Source organism: Sinorhizobium terangae, from assembly GCF_009601505.1.
In the GTDB taxonomy this organism is placed as follows: Bacteria; Pseudomonadota; Alphaproteobacteria; order Rhizobiales; family Rhizobiaceae; genus Sinorhizobium; species Sinorhizobium terangae.
In genome coordinates this window covers 13,635-31,852 of the sequence record NZ_WITC01000066.1, presented here as the reverse complement: position 1 = coordinate 31,852, position 18,218 = coordinate 13,635, and the positions used below count along the sequence as shown (strand labels likewise).

Genomic DNA, 18,218 nt, shown 5'->3' with positions numbered 1-18,218 from the left:
ATGAAGGACAAGCGGATTCTAATCACGGGTGGTGCCGGCCTCATAGGCTCGCATATTGCCGACCTCGTCGCACTCGAGCGGCCACGGGAAATCCGGATCCTCGACAATTTCGTACGCGGCCGGCGCGAAAATCTCCGTAGGGCGGCGAGTATCGGCCCGCTCAGGATCATCGAAGGCGACATCAGGGACCGTGCCCTGCTGGCGAGTGCGCTCGAAGGCGTCGACATCGTCTTCCATCAGGCGGCCATTCGCATCACCCAATGCGCGGAGGAGCCGAGGCTCGCTTTCGATGTCCTTGCGCGCGGCACGTTCGATGTTCTCGAAGCGGCGGTCAGCGCTGGCGTGTCGAAGGTGGTCGCAGCCTCTTCCGCCTCGGTGCTCGGGCTCGCCGAGAGCTTCCCGACAACCGAGGACCATCACCCCTACAACAATCGGACTATCTACGGCGCGGCCAAGGCATTCAACGAGGGGCTCCTGCGCAGTTTCTCCGAGATGTACGGGCTCAACTATGTCGCGCTCCGTTATTTCAATGTCTATGGCCCGCGCATGGATGTCCACGGCGTCTATACGGAGGTGCTGATCCGGTGGATGGAGCGCATCGCCAGCGGCCGGCCGCCGATCATCTTCGGCGATGACAGCCAGACTTTGGATTTCGTGCACGTGCGCGATATCGCACGCGCCAATCTCATGGCCGCAAGGTCGGATGTCACCGACGAGGTCTTCAACGTTGCGAGCGGTACGGAGACGAGCCTCCGGGAGCTGGCGCTGCTTCTGGCCCGCATCATGGGAGCCTCGCTTGAGCCGCAACTCGAACCGGCGCGCAAAGTGAACGCGGTCACACGCCGGCTTGCGGATACAAGCAAGGCCGAGCGGCTGCTGGGGTTCAAGACAGAGATCACGCTCGAGGAGGGACTGCGCGATCTCGTTGCCTGGTGGCGGCGCGAGCGGGCGTCGACAGGGGGAGAAGCGGCATGAGCGAGGCACCTCGCCAGATCCCGGTCGCCAGACCCGTTCTCGATGAACGGGAAGTCGAGGCGGTTCGGCGGGTCATCCTTTCAGGATGGGTGACGCAAGGCCCGGAGGTTGCAGCGTTCGAACGCGAGTTCGCGGCCTTCGTTGGGGCGCCCCATGCCTGTGCGGTCTCGAACTGCACGACGGCGCTTCATCTGGCCCTGCGTTGCGTCGGCGTCGGCGTCGGCGACGAAGTGATCACGGTCAGCCATTCCTTCATCGCGACGGCGAACGCCATCCGGTATTGCGGGGCGCTACCGGTCTTCGTCGACATCGAGGCCGGCGGCTACAACATGGATCCCGACCTCATCGAGGCCGCAATCACGCCGCGCACCAGGGCAATCCTCTGCGTGCACCAGCTCGGCATGCCTTGCGATCTTCGCCGCATCGTGGATATCGGCAAACGACACGCCATTCCGGTTATCGAGGATGCCGCTTGCGCCGCCGGAAGTGAGATACTCTGGGATGGGCAGTGGCAAAGAATCGGTCGGCCGCACGGGGACATCGCGTGCTTCTCATTCCATCCGCGCAAGGTGGTTACCACCGGCGATGGCGGTATGCTGACCACGGCAAGCGATGAATACGACCGAAAATTCCGGTTGTGGCGCCAGCACAGCATGAGTGTGCCGGATACCGTCCGACACGGCGCGAAACAGGTGATCTCAGAGGACTATCGGGAAATCGGCTACAACTACCGCATGACCGACGTCCAGGCGGCGATCGGCCGCGAGCAGTTGAAGCGGCTTCCAGCTCTCGTCAAGCGGCGAAGGGCACTCGCCAGCCAATATACCAGGCGCCTTTCCGGCGTTGCGGGATTGCAGACGCCGGTTGAGCCTCACTGGGCCCGGAGCAATTGGCAGAGCTATTGCGTGACATTGCCCGGCTGGATCGACCAGCGGCAGACGATGCAGGCCCTGCTCAATTGCGGCATCTCGACCCGCCGCGGCGTCATGAACATCCACCTGGAGGAAGCCTACGCCGGGAGCGACACGCACAGGGCCGCAACCAGCCTGGCGCAAAGCGTCGCCGCACAGCAGCGATCGGTGATCTTGCCGTTCTTCACGCAGATGACCGGCGCCGACATAGCGCGGGTCGTCGAGGAGCTCCTTTCCGTTCCGGCAATCGCCGAACCCGCAGCGCTGCGAGCGGTATGACGCCATCGCTTGTTCCCCTTGCTTGGCGAGGTTAGGCGGATCTCGAGCGCCAGGCTCGCATGGCCGCGGGCAATGAAGCGAGCGGCACGAGTTCGATCAGCCTCCGAAGCGCATAAGCTCCGCTCAGCGTCGCTGTCATGAGGCCGAGAATAGCTGCCGGCCACGGCGGCAGTACGAGGAGGGCGCCGAAGACGAGCCCTGACGCCGGCAGGAAGATGAGGGCGAGCCTACGATTGGCGCTGGACCAGCGAAAGCCCGAGAGCTGCCGAACGATCGCGTAGATCAGGAGGCCATGCCAGACATAAAGGCCGAAAAACGCGGCGGCTGCTCCGGCTGAGCCGAACGCGCCGACGAGGAGCCATGCGAGACCGACATGGACCAGGGTCGCCGCGACCTCCACCCAGAAAAAGACCTTTTTCGCGCCCTTGGCGAGGACGATGAAACCCATGGGCCACGCAATGACACGCAGCATCATGCCGAGGCAGATCCAGCGAAGCATGTCCACCGCGGCATAGAACTCGGGCGAATAAAGCAGCCTTATGACCAGCGGGGCAGCGGTCAGCGTGGCGATGAGGCCGGGGCCAGCGACAAGCATGCTGATCTGCGCCTGCTCGTTGACGAGACGATTGCATTCGGCATCGTCTTGCGCGACCGCGGTCAGGCGCGGATAGAAGTCGGTGCCCATCGCCTGCAGGACGAAACTGGCGTAGAAGCCCCCAAGAGTCCAGGCTGCCTGGTACAGCCCCGCTGCCGCGACGCCTTCCGCTTTCATCACGATGAGGCGGATCGCATAGGCCGCGCCGAGTGTCAGGAATCCACTGGCCATGAAGACGACGCCGAGTTTCAAGAGGGCGGCGGTTTCCTCGCGGACCTGACGCACGGGCATGGGAGGCGTGCGGAGGCGTATCTGCCTGCGATACCACCAGGAGGTCGCGAGCGTGGTAGCGGCAGCAGCGACGAGCGAAGGCACGATCCCCGAGGTGCCGAAGAGATAAATCAGCGGGATGCTGATTACGGTGCTGAAAAACGCCGCAAGGACATTGATGCGGGCAAGACTGGCAATGTCTCGCATGCCTTGGATCAAGGCTGTCTGGCCGTCTGAAAGCAGGCGGAACAGGATTGCTGCGGAAAGCAAAGCGACGCCGCTGGCGTAGCCGGGACCTCCGAAGGTGAAATCGGCGACGGGATAAGCAACTGCTGCCAGAAGCAGGGCGCCGAGAAGTCCGAGCACGAGCGATGTCCGCTTGAGCACGGTCGCCGTTCGGGCAATCCGGTCCGCGTCGCCGCTGCCGACCGCTTCGGCGATCTGGCGTACGCCGCTTGCCTGGATCCCGAGTCCGGCGAGCGCGTAGGCGATATCGGCGATGGAACTGTAAAGGCCGATCAATCCTACGCCGGCCGGCCCCAGGAGCAGGGCCATTGCCTTGTTGCGAATGATGGAAAATAGGACGTTGATGACGGACGAGCCGCCGATCAGGGCGGTCGACTTGAGGATCTGGCTGTAGCTCGATCCACGGTCAGGGCTCGCGCGCGCTTCCATTGATGTCATTCGCCTCACACCTGCGGTTGGCCCTCAGGGATTTTCGGCCATTGGCCAGCACGGAGAAGCCGCCGGACGACTGTTTCCGCGCTCGTTTGCCAGGCGGGCAGGCGCCGTCCGAAAGTTTTCTCGAACTTCTCCGTGCAAAGGCGCGAGTCCGCTGGGCGCCGGGCTCTTGTCGGGTAGTCGGCGCTGGCAATGTCCTGCACGGTCGCGGATGGGCCGCCATTTGCGCGGCTGACGGCTAGAATGTGCCGCGCGAAACCCGACCAGTTGGTCTCGCCGGTTCCCGCAAGGTGATAGAGGCCGAATCGATCTCTTTGTGGCTGTCTGGCGATCTCCAGTATCGCGGTTGCCAAATCCAGTGCCGACGTCGGATTGCCGTATTGGTCGGAGACGACCGTCAGAGTGTCTCGGCTTTCGGCAAGCCTCAGCATCGTTTTGACGAAGTTGTTGCCAAAGGGACTGTAGACCCAGCTTGTCCGCAAGATGATGTGGCGAGGCGTTATGCTTGCCACCGCCCGCTCGCCTTCGAGCTTGGTCGCGCCATAGAAAGTGCCAGGTCTCGTCTCGTCGTCTTCCCTGTGCGGACCGCGACCGTCGCCAGAAAAGACGTAGTCGGTCGACAGGTGGATGATGGGTACGCCGAGTTTTGCCGCTGCCTCGGCAATGCACGCGGCGCCCACCACGTTGACGGCATGAGCGAGCGCAGGCTCGTCCTCCGCGCGATCGACGGCCGTGTAGGCGGCGGCCGAGATGACAACGTCAGGTCTTGCCGCAACGATCGCCTCCCGCATCGGGACCGGCTGCGTGAGGTCGAACTCGGGGCGGCCGACGGCGATCAGTTCGATGTCGCGCAGTGGCGCCGCAAGCTCGATCAGGCTGCTTGCGAGCTGCCCGGTTGTACCGGTGACGAGCACTTTCATCGCGCCACCACCGACTTGCCGAGGCGCTCCCCCCGATAGCTGCGCTCGCGGATCGGCTGCCACCACCAGCCGTTGTCCAGGTACCAGTCGATCGTCCGCGCCAGTCCCGTTTCGAAGCTTTCCAGCGGTCGCCAGCCGAGTTCGCGCTCGATCTTGGCCGTGTTCATGGCGTAACGGCGGTCGTGACCTGGCCGATCGTCCACGAATGCGATGAGGTCGCGATAACTCTTCCGGTTTCGGCGCGGTCTCTTACGGTCGAGGATATCGCATATCGTCTCCACGACGGAGAGATTGGTGCGCTCGGAGCCTCCGCCGATATTGTAGCTTTCGCCGGTGGCACCTTGGGCAGCTACCAGCTCCAGCGCTCGCGCGTGGTCGTCGACATATAGCCAGTCGCGAACATTCGCGCCGGTGCCATAGATGGGCAGCGGCTTCTCCTCCAATGCGTTGAGAATGATCAGGGGCACCAGCTTCTCCGGGAAATGATACGGACCATAGTTGTTCGAGCAGTTGGTGATAACGACCGGCAGGCCAAAGGTGTGGTGCCAGGCGCGGACGAGATGATCGGATGCCGCCTTCGAGGCGGAATAGGGCGAGGATGGAGCATAGGGGGTATCTTCGTCAAAGGCACCGTCATCGAAAGGAAGGTCGCCGAATACCTCGTCGGTGGACACATGGTGGAAGCGGAACCGCTCGGCCGCCTCTTCGGGAAGGCTGCGCCAGAATTTCAGCGCGGCCTGGAGCAGCCTGAACGTACCGAGGATATTGGTCTCGATGAATGAGCCAGGTCCATCGATCGAGCGGTCGACATGCGTCTCTGCAGCAAGATGCATGATGCGGTCGATTTTTTCTGCGTGCAGGATGCCGGCCACGGCCTCTTCGTTGCAGATATCGCCGCGGATGAAGCGGTAGTTGGGAAAGTTCTCGATTTGTCGGAGCGAGGCCGGATTGCCGGCATAAGTCAGCTTGTCGAGGTTGATCACGCGCTTGCTTGGGTCGGCCACAAGATGGCGGCAAAGCGCGGAACCGATGAACCCGGCACCGCCGGTGACGAGGATGTTCATGGACGCTCTTCTCCCGCAGCGAATTCGAACACCTCGGCCTGCCGCAGCTGTGGAGCCGTCCGATCCTTCTCGGACAGTTGCAGTTCCGCAAGGGGCAGCGGCCAGGCTATCGCGATGTCAGGGTCGTCGAAACGGATCGCGCGATCATGGGCGGGCGAATAGGGATTTGTGACCTTGTAGACCACCTCCGTGTCCGGCTCGAGTGTCAGAAAGCCGTGCGCGAAGCCCTTGGGAACCAGGAGCTGATTCCATCGGCGGGCTGAAATCTCGATGGCGACCCATCTCGCGAAGCTGGGTGATCCTCGACGGATATCGACTGCGACATCGAAAATGGCACCTTTGACCACCCTCACCAGTTTGTCCTGCGCGTAGGGCGGAAGCTGGTAGTGAAGGCCCCGCAGGACGCCACGCGAAGCGGAATAGGAGTGGTTGTCCTGGACGAAATCCAGCGCGATGCCGTGTTCGGCGAATTGCCGGGCGTTCCAGGTTTCCGAAAAGAAGCCGCGTTCGTCTCCCATCTTGCGCGGCACAATCTCGAGGACCCCGTCAAGGTCGAGCGATCTGACCTCAAGACTCATGCGGCGTACTCCTCCACGAGGCGTCGAAGGTAGGAGGCGTAAGCAGTCCTCCCGAGCACGCTGGCGCGTCTCAGCACGTCCTCGGGCCCGAGCCAGCCCATATCGAGCGCGATCTCTTCCGGACAGGCTATCTGGACGCCCTGTCTGCGTTCGACCGTTCGCACGAACGATGAGGCATCATGCAGGCTGTCATAGGTGCCGGTGTCGAGCCAGGCATAGCCGCGTCCGAGCTGGCAGACGTGCAATTGTTCCCGTGCGAGATAGATGTTGTTGACCGTGGTGATTTCGAGTTCGCCTCGCGCCGATGGCTTGATCGAAGCGGCAATGTCCGCGACGTCGTTGTCGTAGAAATAGAGGCCGGTCACCGCCCAGTTGGATTTCGGCCTTGCCGGTTTCTCCTCGATCGTCTTCGCCTTGCCTGTCCTCTGGTCGAAGGTAACGACGCCGTAGCGCTCCGGGTCGTCGACGCGATAGGCAAACACGGAGGCGCCCGTTTCACGGGATGCGGCCTGCCGGCAGACATTCGGCAGGCCGTTGCCGAAGAAGATATTGTCGCCGAGGATCATCGCGACATTGCCGTTGCCGATGAACTCGCGGCCGATGATAAAGGCCTCGGCAAGCCCGTTGGGGTGCGGCTGTTCGGCATAGGAGAGGCTCAGCCCGAAGGCAGAACCATCGCCGAGGAGCGCCTCGAAGCAGGGCAGGTCGCGCGGCGTGGAGATGATGAGAATTTCGCGTAGGCCGGTCAGCATCAACACGCTCAGCGGATAGTAAACCATTGGCTTATCATAGATCGGCAGGATCTGCTTGGAGACCGCAATCGTGAGCGGGTAGAGGCGGGTGCCACTTCCTCCCGCCAGGATGATCCCCTTCATTTTGCCTCCCCCTTGAAACTGCAGTGGTTGCGTGCAACTGCGGCCAGCGGTGATCGAAACGAGACCTTGTCCACGCGGGTCATTGGCTGGCCTGACCGGGTTGCGGGTCCATTGAACGGGTCAGAGGCGGCTCGGACATTCTAGGCATCCGTCGAGCGACGACCTTGACGACGTCTCCCGGCATCAGCGCTGTCGTCTCCGACGCTGGAACCTCACCGATTTTGCCATCGCCTCGGCGGATAATGGCGAAGCTGGTTGCCGCTCCACCGCGCGGCTCGGGATCCCCAGTGGACGAAAGCCTGTCGAACAACAGCCTCTCCATGGTGGCACGCTTCAGTTTCAGTTGTTCGAGCGTCGCTTGCTCCGATTGCAGTTCGCTGGCGATCTCGGCCTGGCGATTGTCGTAAAGCCCCTCGAGGTTTCGTGTCGTTTCACTGATATTCTGCCGCGCCCGCATGATCGCGGTCACGAAATCCAGGCGATTGGCGCGATCGTTGGCAAGCGCGCGCTCCAGGTCCGACTGTCGCGATGCGACGGCGACGCCTCGTTCGACGAGGGTTTTCACGCCTTTAAGCTCTCGCTCCACGGTCTCGATGCTGGCTTCCGCGGCTTTCACCTTCTCTTCGAGGACTCGGATTTCCTGGTTGAGGAGATCGCGCAGTTCGGACAGCGATTTCGATTGCCGGGCAACCACGTTTGCACGTGTCGAAAAGATGATCCGTTCCTGGTTCTGGATCGCTGCGACCAGCGCAGTGTCGGCGTTCAGAGGCTGGGCGAAGGCTATTTCCTCTGCACCCGACATTTCCGCCTGCAGCCGCGCTATTCTCGCGTTGCTGCGCAGCTGTGCGTTGTCAATTCCCCGCAGCTCGCCGATGAGCGTGATATTGTCCTGCGGAGGCCCGGAACTGGTCTCGCGGAGCTCACCGCCACTCATGGCCAAGGCCTGCAGCACGGTCAGCCCGGGGCGGAACTTGTATTCTCCTGGTGTCGTCACGTCTCCGACAACATAGACTGGCGGGTATTCGACGATCTCGACGGTCGTCTCCGGTGCCTCGACCAGCCCGATCTTGGCCTGCAGGCGTTTGGCGATTTCGGCAGCAAGCTGAGCCTTGTCGAGGTTGCCGACGGTCACGGTGCCGATGACCGGCACCGAGATGGCACCCGCTTCGGACACAACGAATTCTCCGCCGAGCGCCCATGGCACATATTCGCCCTTGGTCGGCATCCACTGCATGATCGTCAGGCGTATTTTCGTCCGAGGCGCAAGTTCGGGCGCATCGGCCCAGGCAGGTGTCGACACGGCGCCGACGATGGTGAGCGCAGCCGCAAGGGAAAAGTTTCGGAGGAAAATGCTGCAAATGCGGCAGGATGCTCGCATGTATTTCTCCAACCTGCAAAGCAGTGTCCTCGTCACACCCTCAAGCGGAGAAGAACGCTTCTCCGACAAGCTTATCGTCGCGTGAGTCGCGTAACGCGCATGTCTGCAAGATTGCGACGCTGCAATGGCAAGTGTGCAAATTTCTCCGAATATTTGAAAGAGGAAGCCCCGTGGTTCGGCTTCATCAATATTGGTGAAACGGTGAAGCGGCCGTTTTATCCCAAACAAAGGGGCGTTGCAGTCGTTCTCCCTTGTTCGACATTAGGATGATGAGCGCAAAGTACAGGCAGAAGAGTATTGTTGACCCTATCAATAGATCGAGGGTGATGGTCCCAACGGCCTAGTTCCTTCGGATAGGGCAGGCGGAAACACGTTTTGTTCCGGGACGTCCTTCTAGGCATGCCTCAACCCTTTGGCGCCGTCGCGACCGCGGCTCGTGTGAGCTAAGGTTACCTTGCGGCAGACTTGCGGTTTGCTCTCCTCGGCAAGCACCTTGCCGATCGACGCATTCCGCGGAGAGGGACGTGCTTGATGAGCAGGGGCAATTGCGACGGCGTCGGCATAGCGAGAGAGACCGCGACTGAGCGCCGGCGCGAACCACAACGCGTCATCCTGATCATAGCCAATGCCGGGACAATCTCGGAGAGGCTGATCCATGCTCTCGAAAGGGAATTTCCATGGGTCGTTGTCGAACAGGTCGAGGATGTCGGCGCGGCTTTCAGCCTCTTTTCCCATCCCGTATCGCTCATCCTCATCGATATCGCACTGATAAGCGAGGCCGAAGAGAGGTCGTCCGAACTTCTCCATGTCCACCCTCAAGCTCTTACCGCCGTCATCGAACCTCATGACCAGAGCCTGGACGCGTGCCTTATCAAGCTCCAGAACTCGCCATTGGTCCGCAGTGTCCTTCCCATGAACCTCAGACTCGATCTGTGGCTGTCGGTAATCAGGCTGATGCTCTCAGGCGGCGAGTACCTTCCACCCGGATTGATCCTGCGGGCGCGGAAGAATGGCCATAGTGCCGACCTGCCTTCCGGCAATGGCGGTATGTCGCCTCGGCCTCGAAGCGAAGAGGCGCGTTTCGCGGAGTTGACCGCTCGCGAAATGCAGATCCTTGAAATGGTCGCCCGCGGTCTGCAAAACAAGCTGATTGCCGCGGAGTTTCGCCTGTCCGAACACACGGTGAAGATTCACCTGCACAACATCATAACGAAACTCGGCGCACACAACAGAACGGAAGCGGCTGCGCGGTTCCGCAGTTTGAAGGAGCGCCACTGATCGCTGATCGTCCATTTACCGGCCTCTTACAGCTCAAGGCTGCGAGCTTGGCATTGAGCGCGATCGACTCCATCTGTTTCCTGGATTTTCCCCGTCGTCACCCATCGCTGCTTGATCGGGCCTGCCATCAGCTTCTGTCCGGCTTCTGCGAGCGGGGCAGAGAGAGGCGGCGTCGGCGCGCAGCCTTCCATGACGGACCCCGGTACGAGGGTGCGGCGGGGTCTCACTGCGCTGGAAAAATTTGAAAGTCTTTCGCCTGTAGCGTCGGAATGGGTGGCTAGCGATCATTCGCGCGAAGACGCACAATGACTTCGCTCCGAATGAGGCAAGCGTTACGCCCATCCGGTGCGGGCCGAAGGGCCGAGTTGACCACCCGACGTCTTGAATTCCGGGACTGGTCAAAAATCAAAATGGTCGGGAAGTTGGAGGAGCATCTGCCCGGTCTCTGTCGTTCGGCTGCGTCGTGATGGCGTCTGCCAAGGGAGGAAAAATGTTTGAACGACTATTCAAACTGAAAGAGCATGGGACGACTGCCCGCACCGAGGTGGTTGCCGGGCTGACGACATTCCTGACGATGTCGTACATCATCTTCGTGAACCCCGACATTCTGTCGACGACCGGAATGGATCGCGATGCGATCTTCGTCGCGACCTGTCTTGCCGCCGCACTAGGCTCTGTCGTCATGGCCCTCGTCGCCAATTGGCCGATCGGCATGGCGCCGGGCATGGGGCTCAACGCCTTCTTTGCCTTCACCGTCGTCGCCGCCCTCGGCTTCACCTGGCAGCAGGCGCTCGGAGCGGTGTTCATCTCCGGCCTCATTTTCCTGCTGCTGACGGTCACGGGCGTGCGAAGCTGGCTGATCGCCGGCATCCCGCATTCGCTGCGCAGCGCGATTGCGACCGGTATCGGCCTGTTCCTCGGCATCATCGCGCTTAAGAACGCCGGTATCGTCGTCGATAATCCCGCAACGCTCGTCGGCCTCGGCGACCTCAAGCAGACCGGGCCCTTGCTCGCGATCCTCGGCTTCTTCGTCATCGCCGTGCTGGATTCGCTAAAGATCCGCGGCGCGATCCTGATCGGCATCCTCGTCGTCACTGTCCTGTCGATGCTGCTCGGCGTCAGCGAGTTCAAGGGTATCGTTTCGGCGCCGCCGAGCATCGCCCCGACGTTCCTGCAGCTCGACATCGTGGGCGCGCTGCATGGCGGCCTGCTCCATGTCATCCTCGTCTTCGTGCTTGTCGAAGTGTTCGACGCGACCGGCACGCTGATCGGCGTCGCCAAGCGCGCGAAGCTGGTCGAGGAGGGCAAGCCCAACCGTCTTGGCCGCGCTCTGCTTGCCGACAGCTCGGCGATCATCGCTGGCTCGCTGATGGGCACGAGCAGCACCACGGCCTATGTGGAGAGCGCGTCCGGCGTCCAGGCCGGCGGCCGCACCGGCCTCACCGCGCTGACCATTGCGGTGCTTTTCCTCGCGGCTCTGTTCATCTCGCCGCTCGCCGCTGCGGTTCCGTCCTATGCAACGGCGCCCGCGCTGCTCTATGTGGCGGGCCTGATGATGCGCGAACTCACCGAAGTGGAATGGGATGACCTGACCGAAGCGGCACCGGCAGCCCTGACGGCGATCGCCATGCCCTTCACCTATTCGATCGCCAACGGTCTTGCCTTCGGCTTCGTGAGCTACGTCGTGCTCAAGGTATGCACCGGCAAGTGGAGCGTCATCCACCCGGCGACACAGATCGTGGCAGCGCTGTTCGTCGTTCGCTTCGCATTCTTCGGCAGCTGATCGGTTGACGTCGGGGCGGAAAGCTCCGGCAGGACGTCCGTTTCTCATCTTGAACACACTGGCATCAGCCGGATCTGCTCTCCTGCAGGTCCGGCTTTTCCTTTGTTCAATGCTCACAGTACCAAGCTGGTTTGAGACGGCACGGCGTCTCTCCCGCCCACGTTCCCGCGAGCGGCAACGGAGACGTTCAAACTTGTCCGATAGTTGTAAAAATATGTTGCCTTCGCCGCAGGTTCTGCCATGATTTGAAAGGAAAAAATTGGCGCGAATCCGCGCTCATCTTTTGAGAATTTGTAAAATTGGACGCCGCATGGATGTTGTGCAGAACAGGCTGCTGATCGTCGCCGATGACCTCACCGGCGCGCTCGACACGGCGGCGCCTTTCGCGGTCCATGGATTTTCGGTCGACGTGGTCGCAGACCAGAGCGCGCTCTGCGAGGCGATCGCGGGTGGCTCCGATGTGGTCGCGGTGACCACGCGCAGCCGCGAGATCGAACCGGACGAGGCGGCGCGACGCGTCCGCCTCGCGCAACAGGCGATGACGCCCGGCATGAGACTTTTCAAGAAGGTCGACTCGCGGCTGAAGGGCAACGTCGAGGCGGAGCTTTCCGTCCTGGATTTTGCGAAGGCCGTCGTCTTGCCAGCAATCCCGGAATTCGGCCGGGTCGTCCGCAATGGCCAGATCTGTGGCTTCGGGGTCGATCAACCGATCTCCATCGCTACGCGTCTGGGTGCCATCGCCGATCGCGCCGTCATTCCGGACACGGAGACGGTCGAGGAGATGCGGGCCGCCGTCGATGCCATTGCTCCGGACGATCTTCCTGTCGGTGCCCTGTCGCTCGCCAATGCGTTGGCAAGTAGAACCGACAGGCGACGCGCTGGGCCTTTTGCCGCGCGGGAAGGGCGGTTGCTGATGGCAATCGGCTCCCGGGATCCGATAACGGTATCGCAGGTCGAGGAGTTGCGGCGAGCCGTGCCGGATCTCCTCTATCGCGCAGCACCGGCAGGGCGAGTGCAGCAGGCCGTTCACGGATACGAACGCGCTGACGACGTGACCTTGATACAGGCGGTGGAAGGCGTATCGCCAGCCCGGGCACTGGACGTGGCAGCGGCGCTCGCGGAATCCGTGGTGGCCTTCTGCGGCGAATGCCGGACGATGCTGCTCTCGGGCGGAGCGACGGCGGAGGCCTATTTCGACCGCCAGGGCATTCGGATACTTCGCCTGGTCGGGGAGGTGCTGCCGGGCCTGCCGGTTGCCGAGCACGGCGGCCAATTCTACATTACCAAATCGGGCGGCTTTGGGGATTCCGACACGCTTTGCAGGGTCGTCCGCGCCATGACGAGGAAAGAGGTATTGGCCTGATGCGCGCCGGAGAGCAGCTTTCGCACCGCAAGAGCCTGAGCGAGGTCGTCTTCGAACGGCTGCAGCACGCGATCAAATCAGGGGCCTATCAGAGCGATGAGCGTCTGCCGACCGAGCACGAGCTGGCCGCGGAGTTTCAGGTCTCCCGACCGGTCGTTCGTGACGCCCTGAAAAGGCTTCGCGATCAAGGCCTTGTCTATTCGCGGCAAGGCGCCGGCAGTTTCGTTCGAATCCAGGGATTGCGGCAGCCGCTTGGCTTCGGGCCGCTCGAAAACATCGCCGACCTGCAGAACTGCTACGAGTTCCGCATGACGATGGAACCCGAGGCGGCGGCACTCGCGGCCGAGCGGCACAGCGAAACGCAGATCCGAGTGATCAGGCTTGCGCTTGAAACCTTGCAGGATGCGACCAACCGGCACCGTCACCGGGAGGATGCCGACTTCATGTTCCATCTGGCGATCGCGCAGGCGTCGGGAAACAATTACTTCTCGACCGCCATGGAAGCGCTCAAGGAACACATCGCGATCGGCATGCAGTTCCATGGCCTGTCACTGAAAAACTCCGTCGCCGGCCTGCGCCATGTCTATGACGAGCACGCGGCGATCTACGAAGCCATTCGAGACCGGAAATCAAACCAGGCACGCGAGCTCATGCGTGAGCATCTCCGCGGCTCCCGCGATCGGCTTTTCGAGGGTCGGCGGCCAGAACTCACTTAGGACGGTTGATCTTCCACCCCTCGCAATATGCGGATGCGGTTCCGTCCCGCCTCCCGCGGAAGTCGCTTCACAACGAACCGCGAGGGCAGATGTCGCACAGATAGGTCAGGCACGGCATACATGCCCGCCGGCGTCTGTCGCCGGCAGGCCGTTGAGAATAAGTGCGCCATCACGCCATCTATGGCGCCAATTCATCTTGCCGGAGTGCAAGCCGGCGGCCCTTCAGAGCGTGGCCCGATAGATGCCGAGCACATCGCTCGCCGACATGTCGCGCGGATTGTTGTCCATCAATCTGCGAATGGCGTGGGCTTCGCCTGCCCAACTCTCCAAAGCGGCAGGATCGGCCCCGTGCGCTGACAGCCGCATTTCGACGCCGAGACCTTCGCAGAAGCGATAGGCAGCGTTCAGAACCTGGGTTTCGTCCTCGAAGGCCGGAAGACCGAGCGCCTTCAGGATTTCCGCCGTCTTCTCCTTGCGCACCGGCGCGTTATAGGCAAGCACATGCGGGAAGATGATGGCGTTCGCCAGTCCGTGCGGCAGTCCAAGACGTGTGCCGAGCGGATAGGCGAGTGCGTGGCCGGCTGCCGTGTTAACCGGGCCGAGGCAAATACCGCCGTAGTAGGAGGCGAGCATCATGCCGGCGCGCGCTTCCGTGTCGCGGCCATTCTCCACGGCCCGCGCGAGATATTTGCCGACGAGGCGAATGCCCATGCGGGCATAGCCGTCGATGAGGTCATGGGCGCGGATATTGGTGAAGGCCTCCACGCAGTGCGCCATGGCGTCGATGCCGGTAGCAGCCGTCACCGCCGGCGGCACGGACCAGGTCAATTCCGGATCGAGGATGGCGATATCCGCAAGCAGGTGCGGGCTTTCCACCGCCTTCTTGGAATGCGTAACGCTGTCGGTGATCAGCGCGCGGATGCCGGCTTCGGATCCTGTGCCGGCCGTGGTCGGTACCTGCGCCAGCCGCGTCCGGCGGCCTTCGACCTTGTCCGGTCCGACAACGTCGTCAAGCGATTGGGAGCCATCCCACAGGGCGGCGACGAGCTTGGCGACGTCCAGCACCGAGCCGCCGCCGAGCCCGACGACAAGGTCGGGCCGCAAGGCACGGGCCGCCTCCAGGGCACCGGTAAGCGCCCTGTCGTCCGGTTCGGCGGGAACGTCGGAAAAGATCGACGCCTTGTTGCCGAGACCGAGCCTTTCCGCAAAGCCGATCGTGTGTTCCGACGCGATGATCAGCACGCGCTGGGCGCGCTCGGCCAGGGCACCGAGCCTAGCCGAGGCGCCCGCGCCGATCTCGAGGCGCTTCGGTTGATGAAGCGTAATCGGTCTCGCCATACCGTCCATGATTGCCCCTCACGCCTCTTCCAGCTCAGCCATGCGCGCCCACACCGCCTCGCGTTCCGCGTCGGTCAATTCCACGAGCGGGGGATTGACGCGCAGCCAGCCATTGTCACCGCGCCGGCGCGCAACCATTGCCTTGACGGTCGGGAGCTGGACATAGGCATTGGTGAGTTCGCGCCAGGCGACGATCTTCTCTTGCGCGGCCTTCACCCCAGACTCCCTGCCGGCGACGTTCCAGTTGTCGAAGACGAGGCGGAGATCGCCAGCCACCAGGTTCGAGCTTGCCGTGATGCAACCGGCGCCGCCGGCTTGTAGCAATGGCAGCAGCAGCGGGTCGGCGCCAGCCAGAACACCGAAGTCCGGGAAGGCCCTGACCATGGCCTTCATGTTTTCGAGATCGCCCGAACTGTCCTTGATGCCGACGACAATGCCCGGGAAATTCTCGCGAAGACGGCCGATGACTTCATGCGGGATCGCCACGCCGGAAACCTGCGGAATGTGATAGAGCACGATCCTCAGCCGATCGTCGCCGACAGCGTCGATGATACGCGCATAGGCGCGATAGATGCCCTCGGCGCTGACACCTTTGTAATAGAAGGGCGGCAGCATCACGACGCCGCGCACGCCAACCCGGACGGCGTGGCGGGTGAGTTCGATCGTGTCGGCGACGGCCGATTGGGCGGTTCCCGGCAGAAGCTGTTGCGGGCGAATGCCGCCCGCTATCGCACGGTCGAGAATTTCCATGCGGTCCTTCAATCCGAAGGAATTGGCCTCTCCGGTGGTGCCCAGAAGGGCGATGCCGTGGCAGCCTTCGTCAAGCAGCTTTCGGCAATGGTCTATGAACAGGCGGAAATCCGGCCTGCCATCGGTCGTTACGGCTGTGGTTGCGGCGCAAAATACGCCGCCAATCTCGAAATCAGACATTTGCGTTCTTCCCAGCGATCAGTTTGCGCGCGTAGGCGATAGCGGCGTTCATGTTGACATGTTTGGCTTTGCCCGTACCGGCGATATCGAAGGCAGTCCCGTGATCAACCGAGGTCCGATCGATCGGTAGGCCCACCGACACGTTGACTGCCGTATCGAAGGCGACGAGCTTGATCGGGATGTGACCCTGATCGTGATATTGCGCGATGACGAGATCGAAGCCGCCCTGGTAGGCACGGTGGAAAACCGTGTCCGCCGAAATCGGGCCCTGCACATCGATGCCTTCCGCGCGCGCTTCGGTCACGGCGGGCGCGATGTGTTCATCGTCTTCCGTCCCGAAAAGGCCGTTTTCGCCGCAATGGGGATTGATGCCGGCGACCGCAATCCTCGGATTCTCGTAGCCGATGCGTTTCAAGTGCTCGTTGCCCGCCCTGATCGTCGCCAGAATGCGCTCGGGCTTGGCGCGCCCGATCGCGTCCTTGAGCGAGACATGGGTCGAAACATGGATGACCTTTAGCCGCTCTGACGCCAGCAGCATGAAGGCGGATTTCGAGCCGGTGAGCGCAGTCAGCATGCCGGTGTGGCCGTCATAGTGGTGGCCGGCCGAGTTCAGCGCCTCCTTGTTGATGGGAGCGGTGACGATGCAGCCGATCTTTCCGGCCATTGCCGACTTGACGGCGAGGTCGATGAAACGAAAGGAGGCGTCGCCGGAGACCGCGCTGAGCTTGCCCCAGGGGAGCGGCGCCCCTTCGACCGGAACATCCTCGACGGTGCCACGAAGGTCGAGTTCGATACCGAGGATCGCCTTGGCCGCCTCGAGCTGCGCCAGGCTTCCGAAAACGCGCGTTGCAGCCCGGTCGGCGTCGTTCATCTCGGCCAGAGCCTTGACGATGATCTCCGGTCCGACGCCCGCCGGGTCGCCCATGGTTATGCCAACGATATTGCTCATTTCGGGTCTCCGTCGATCCAGCCCTTGGCGAGGCGGACGTATTTGATCGCGCGTCGATGGAAGGTGAAGGCGATGTGAAGGTTGCCTTCTGCGTCCTCGAGAAACGCCGGATAGGAAAGCTCGTGATTCCGGCCATCGAGCGAATTGTTTGAAAGGCAAGTGCCCGGGCCGTCTTCGACCACGCGGCGAAGCGGGAACGTCCTGCCGCCGTCCGTCGAAACGCAAAGCGTCAGCGGCGCCCGGGGCACGCCCCAGATCGGTGTTATACCACCCTCGGCGTTCGGACGATGATCCTCCTCACCAAGTTCGTCGTAGAGCGACTCGCGCCGGTCGCTCGATGTTGTCGACGAGACGGGATTGCACAGCAGCGCTACCCGCCCGTCGGCAAGGCGGATGGCCGCGATCGAGGAATTGTTGTTGGGCACGTCCGTCGCCTCCGGCGCCGTCCAGCTCCGCCCGCCGTCCCGGCTCGTCGAACGGTAGACGAAGTCCGCCTGGCGACGCCGGAAAAACGCGACCATCTCATTGCCGTCGAGCGGCACGATCGTCATGTGGACGCAGCCATAGGATTGCGGGACTTCGGTGACCGACCAGCTCGCGCCCTCATCGTTGCTCACTGCCACGGCTGCGGTGTCGTGCGTACCGGTCCAGCGTGCGCCGGGGCGTGGGTTGCACAGAAACAAAGGCAGCATCCAGGCGCCATCGTCACGCCGGACGATCGTCGCGCGGATGAACGTCCCGGCCGCCAGCCCAAGGTCGCGCGCCTGTCCGGAAACGAGGGTTCCGTTCTCAAGGGTCAAGGACCTTTCGCGCACGCGGCTTTCGTCCTGGTTTCCCGAGGGCTGTGCCGTGTGAAACAGGCTGACGCCCCCGTCGGGGCGGACAAAGATCATCGGGTTTTGTTCGGAGCGCTCCGGATCATCGCTGACCTGGACTGTGTTGGACCAGGTGCTGCTCCCTGGCGCAAGCGTCGAGAGGTGAATGGAAATGTCCGATTTGCCCTCGAGCGTCCCGGCAAACCAGGCGCAGGCGAGCGAGCCATCCGGCAGGAACGCCAGGAACGACGCGTGATTGTGAATCCTGGGGGACGGCAGAAAGGCCTCTTCGCGGTCCGCTTCAATGCGAACGACGTGCCCGTCCATGCGTCTTCCGATCTCTTCCGGCGTCAATTCCTCTCCTCCTTTTTCCCGTCGATGTGCAAAAAGAATTCAAACAAATCAGATGTTGTCAAGTTGAATATGATCAATCCAGGAGCCTAAGCGTGCGCAGCACGTCAAAAAATGGAAGCAAGAACAACAAGATGTCGTGATGCAAAAATCGTTTGCAGGAAATCGC

16 protein-coding genes are annotated in these 18,218 nt (G+C 62.3%); 6 read left to right on the top strand and 10 right to left on the bottom strand.

What is annotated here, in order from left to right; translation table 11 throughout:
* Nucleotides 1-975, top strand: coding sequence for an NAD-dependent epimerase/dehydratase family protein (locus GHK62_RS17775; protein ID WP_153440481.1), 975 nt, complete (start codon nucleotides 1-3; stop codon nucleotides 973-975).
* On the top strand, nucleotides 972-2,165 hold the full coding sequence (locus GHK62_RS17770) for a DegT/DnrJ/EryC1/StrS family aminotransferase (RefSeq protein WP_153440480.1): 1,194 nt from the start codon (nucleotides 972-974) through the stop codon (nucleotides 2,163-2,165). The genes GHK62_RS17775 and GHK62_RS17770 overlap by 4 nt, the downstream gene beginning before the upstream one ends.
* A gap of 31 nt (nucleotides 2,166-2,196) precedes the next feature.
* Here the strand turns inward: GHK62_RS17770 and GHK62_RS17765 are convergent, their stop codons facing one another.
* From GHK62_RS17765 to GHK62_RS17740, 6 genes are all read right to left on the bottom strand, one after another.
* Nucleotides 2,197-3,705, bottom strand: coding sequence for an O-antigen translocase (locus GHK62_RS17765; RefSeq protein ID WP_153440531.1), 1,509 nt, complete (start codon nucleotides 3,703-3,705; stop codon nucleotides 2,197-2,199).
* 14 nt (nucleotides 3,706-3,719) lie between these two features.
* Nucleotides 3,720-4,631, bottom strand: coding sequence for a dTDP-4-dehydrorhamnose reductase (rfbD, locus tag GHK62_RS17760; RefSeq protein ID WP_153440479.1), 912 nt, complete (start codon nucleotides 4,629-4,631; stop codon nucleotides 3,720-3,722).
* The gene (rfbB, locus tag GHK62_RS17755) at nucleotides 4,628-5,695 is read right to left on the bottom strand and encodes a dTDP-glucose 4,6-dehydratase (RefSeq protein WP_153440478.1); all 1,068 of its coding nucleotides are present in this window, start codon (nucleotides 5,693-5,695) and stop codon (nucleotides 4,628-4,630) included. Before rfbB ends, rfbD begins: the two co-directional genes overlap by 4 nt.
* Nucleotides 5,692-6,273, bottom strand: a complete 582-nt coding sequence (gene rfbC / locus GHK62_RS17750) for a dTDP-4-dehydrorhamnose 3,5-epimerase (RefSeq protein ID WP_153440477.1) — start codon at nucleotides 6,271-6,273, stop codon at nucleotides 5,692-5,694. Before rfbC ends, rfbB begins: the two co-directional genes overlap by 4 nt.
* Nucleotides 6,270-7,148: a glucose-1-phosphate thymidylyltransferase RfbA gene (gene rfbA / locus GHK62_RS17745; protein WP_153440476.1), complete on the bottom strand. Its 879-nt coding sequence runs from the start codon at nucleotides 7,146-7,148 to the stop codon at nucleotides 6,270-6,272. The genes rfbC and rfbA overlap by 4 nt, the downstream gene beginning before the upstream one ends.
* A gap of 79 nt (nucleotides 7,149-7,227) precedes the next feature.
* A complete protein-coding gene (locus GHK62_RS17740; protein ID WP_153440475.1) occupies nucleotides 7,228-8,526 on the bottom strand; it encodes a polysaccharide biosynthesis/export family protein in 1,299 nt (432 codons plus the stop codon).
* Between the two features lie 531 nt (nucleotides 8,527-9,057).
* Between GHK62_RS17740 and GHK62_RS17735 the strand changes: the two genes are divergently transcribed.
* The 4 genes from GHK62_RS17735 to GHK62_RS17720 all read left to right on the top strand — a co-directional run bounded on the left by GHK62_RS17735 (nucleotide 9,058) and on the right by GHK62_RS17720 (nucleotide 13,666).
* Entirely contained in the window at nucleotides 9,058-9,804 is a 747-nt protein-coding gene (locus GHK62_RS17735) for a helix-turn-helix transcriptional regulator (RefSeq protein ID WP_153440474.1), read from the top strand.
* 490 nt (nucleotides 9,805-10,294) lie between these two features.
* Nucleotides 10,295-11,587: an NCS2 family permease gene (locus GHK62_RS17730; RefSeq protein WP_153440473.1), complete on the top strand. Its 1,293-nt coding sequence runs from the start codon at nucleotides 10,295-10,297 to the stop codon at nucleotides 11,585-11,587.
* Nucleotides 11,588-11,897: 310 nt separating this feature from the next.
* Complete coding sequence (locus GHK62_RS17725; protein WP_153440472.1) at nucleotides 11,898-12,950, top strand: four-carbon acid sugar kinase family protein; 1,053 nt, start codon at nucleotides 11,898-11,900, stop codon at nucleotides 12,948-12,950.
* Nucleotides 12,950-13,666: a FadR/GntR family transcriptional regulator gene (locus tag GHK62_RS17720; protein ID WP_153440471.1), complete on the top strand. Its 717-nt coding sequence runs from the start codon at nucleotides 12,950-12,952 to the stop codon at nucleotides 13,664-13,666. Before GHK62_RS17725 ends, GHK62_RS17720 begins: the two co-directional genes overlap by 1 nt.
* A gap of 222 nt (nucleotides 13,667-13,888) precedes the next feature.
* Here the strand turns inward: GHK62_RS17720 and GHK62_RS17715 are convergent, their stop codons facing one another.
* The 4 genes from GHK62_RS17715 to GHK62_RS17700 are packed head-to-tail and all read right to left on the bottom strand — an operon-like array spanning nucleotide 13,889 to nucleotide 18,052.
* Nucleotides 13,889-15,013 carry an iron-containing alcohol dehydrogenase gene (locus GHK62_RS17715; protein ID WP_153440470.1) on the bottom strand — a complete coding sequence of 375 codons (1,125 nt, stop codon included), beginning with the start codon at nucleotides 15,011-15,013 and terminating at the stop codon, nucleotides 13,889-13,891.
* 9 nt (nucleotides 15,014-15,022) lie between these two features.
* Entirely contained in the window at nucleotides 15,023-15,934 is a 912-nt protein-coding gene (locus GHK62_RS17710; protein ID WP_153440469.1) for a dihydrodipicolinate synthase family protein, read from the bottom strand.
* Nucleotides 15,927-16,883 (bottom strand): 4-hydroxythreonine-4-phosphate dehydrogenase PdxA, encoded by a 957-nt coding sequence (pdxA, locus tag GHK62_RS17705; protein WP_153440468.1) that lies wholly within the window; start codon nucleotides 16,881-16,883, stop codon nucleotides 15,927-15,929. Before pdxA ends, GHK62_RS17710 begins: the two co-directional genes overlap by 8 nt.
* Entirely contained in the window at nucleotides 16,880-18,052 is a 1,173-nt protein-coding gene (locus GHK62_RS17700) for a sialidase family protein (RefSeq protein ID WP_153440467.1), read from the bottom strand. The genes pdxA and GHK62_RS17700 overlap by 4 nt, the downstream gene beginning before the upstream one ends.
* Nucleotides 18,053-18,218 lie beyond the last annotated feature (166 nt).

Excerpts from the sequence above, each read along its gene's own strand:
- GHK62_RS17715 (WP_153440470.1), bottom strand. The coding sequence starts at position 15,013 with ATGGACGGTATGGCGAGACCGATTACGCTTCATCAACCGAAGCGCCTC.
- GHK62_RS17770 (WP_153440480.1), top strand. The coding sequence starts at position 972 with ATGAGCGAGGCACCTCGCCAGATCCCGGTCGCCAGACCCGTTCTCGAT.
- GHK62_RS17730 (WP_153440473.1), top strand. The coding sequence starts at position 10,295 with ATGTTTGAACGACTATTCAAACTGAAAGAGCATGGGACGACTGCCCGC.
- GHK62_RS17765 (WP_153440531.1), bottom strand. The coding sequence starts at position 3,705 with ATGGAAGCGCGCGCGAGCCCTGACCGTGGATCGAGCTACAGCCAGATC.
- rfbC (WP_153440477.1), bottom strand. The coding sequence starts at position 6,273 with ATGAGTCTTGAGGTCAGATCGCTCGACCTTGACGGGGTCCTCGAGATT.
- GHK62_RS17740 (WP_153440475.1), bottom strand. The coding sequence starts at position 8,526 with ATGCGAGCATCCTGCCGCATTTGCAGCATTTTCCTCCGAAACTTTTCC.
- GHK62_RS17720 (WP_153440471.1), top strand. The coding sequence starts at position 12,950 with ATGCGCGCCGGAGAGCAGCTTTCGCACCGCAAGAGCCTGAGCGAGGTC.
- pdxA (WP_153440468.1), bottom strand. The coding sequence starts at position 16,883 with ATGAGCAATATCGTTGGCATAACCATGGGCGACCCGGCGGGCGTCGGA.
- rfbD (WP_153440479.1), bottom strand. The coding sequence starts at position 4,631 with ATGAAAGTGCTCGTCACCGGTACAACCGGGCAGCTCGCAAGCAGCCTG.
- GHK62_RS17735 (WP_153440474.1), top strand. The coding sequence starts at position 9,058 with ATGAGCAGGGGCAATTGCGACGGCGTCGGCATAGCGAGAGAGACCGCG.
- GHK62_RS17710 (WP_153440469.1), bottom strand. The coding sequence starts at position 15,934 with ATGTCTGATTTCGAGATTGGCGGCGTATTTTGCGCCGCAACCACAGCC.
- GHK62_RS17725 (WP_153440472.1), top strand. The coding sequence starts at position 11,898 with ATGGATGTTGTGCAGAACAGGCTGCTGATCGTCGCCGATGACCTCACC.
- rfbB (WP_153440478.1), bottom strand. The coding sequence starts at position 5,695 with ATGAACATCCTCGTCACCGGCGGTGCCGGGTTCATCGGTTCCGCGCTT.
- GHK62_RS17775 (WP_153440481.1), top strand. The coding sequence starts at position 1 with ATGAAGGACAAGCGGATTCTAATCACGGGTGGTGCCGGCCTCATAGGC.
- rfbA (WP_153440476.1), bottom strand. The coding sequence starts at position 7,148 with ATGAAGGGGATCATCCTGGCGGGAGGAAGTGGCACCCGCCTCTACCCG.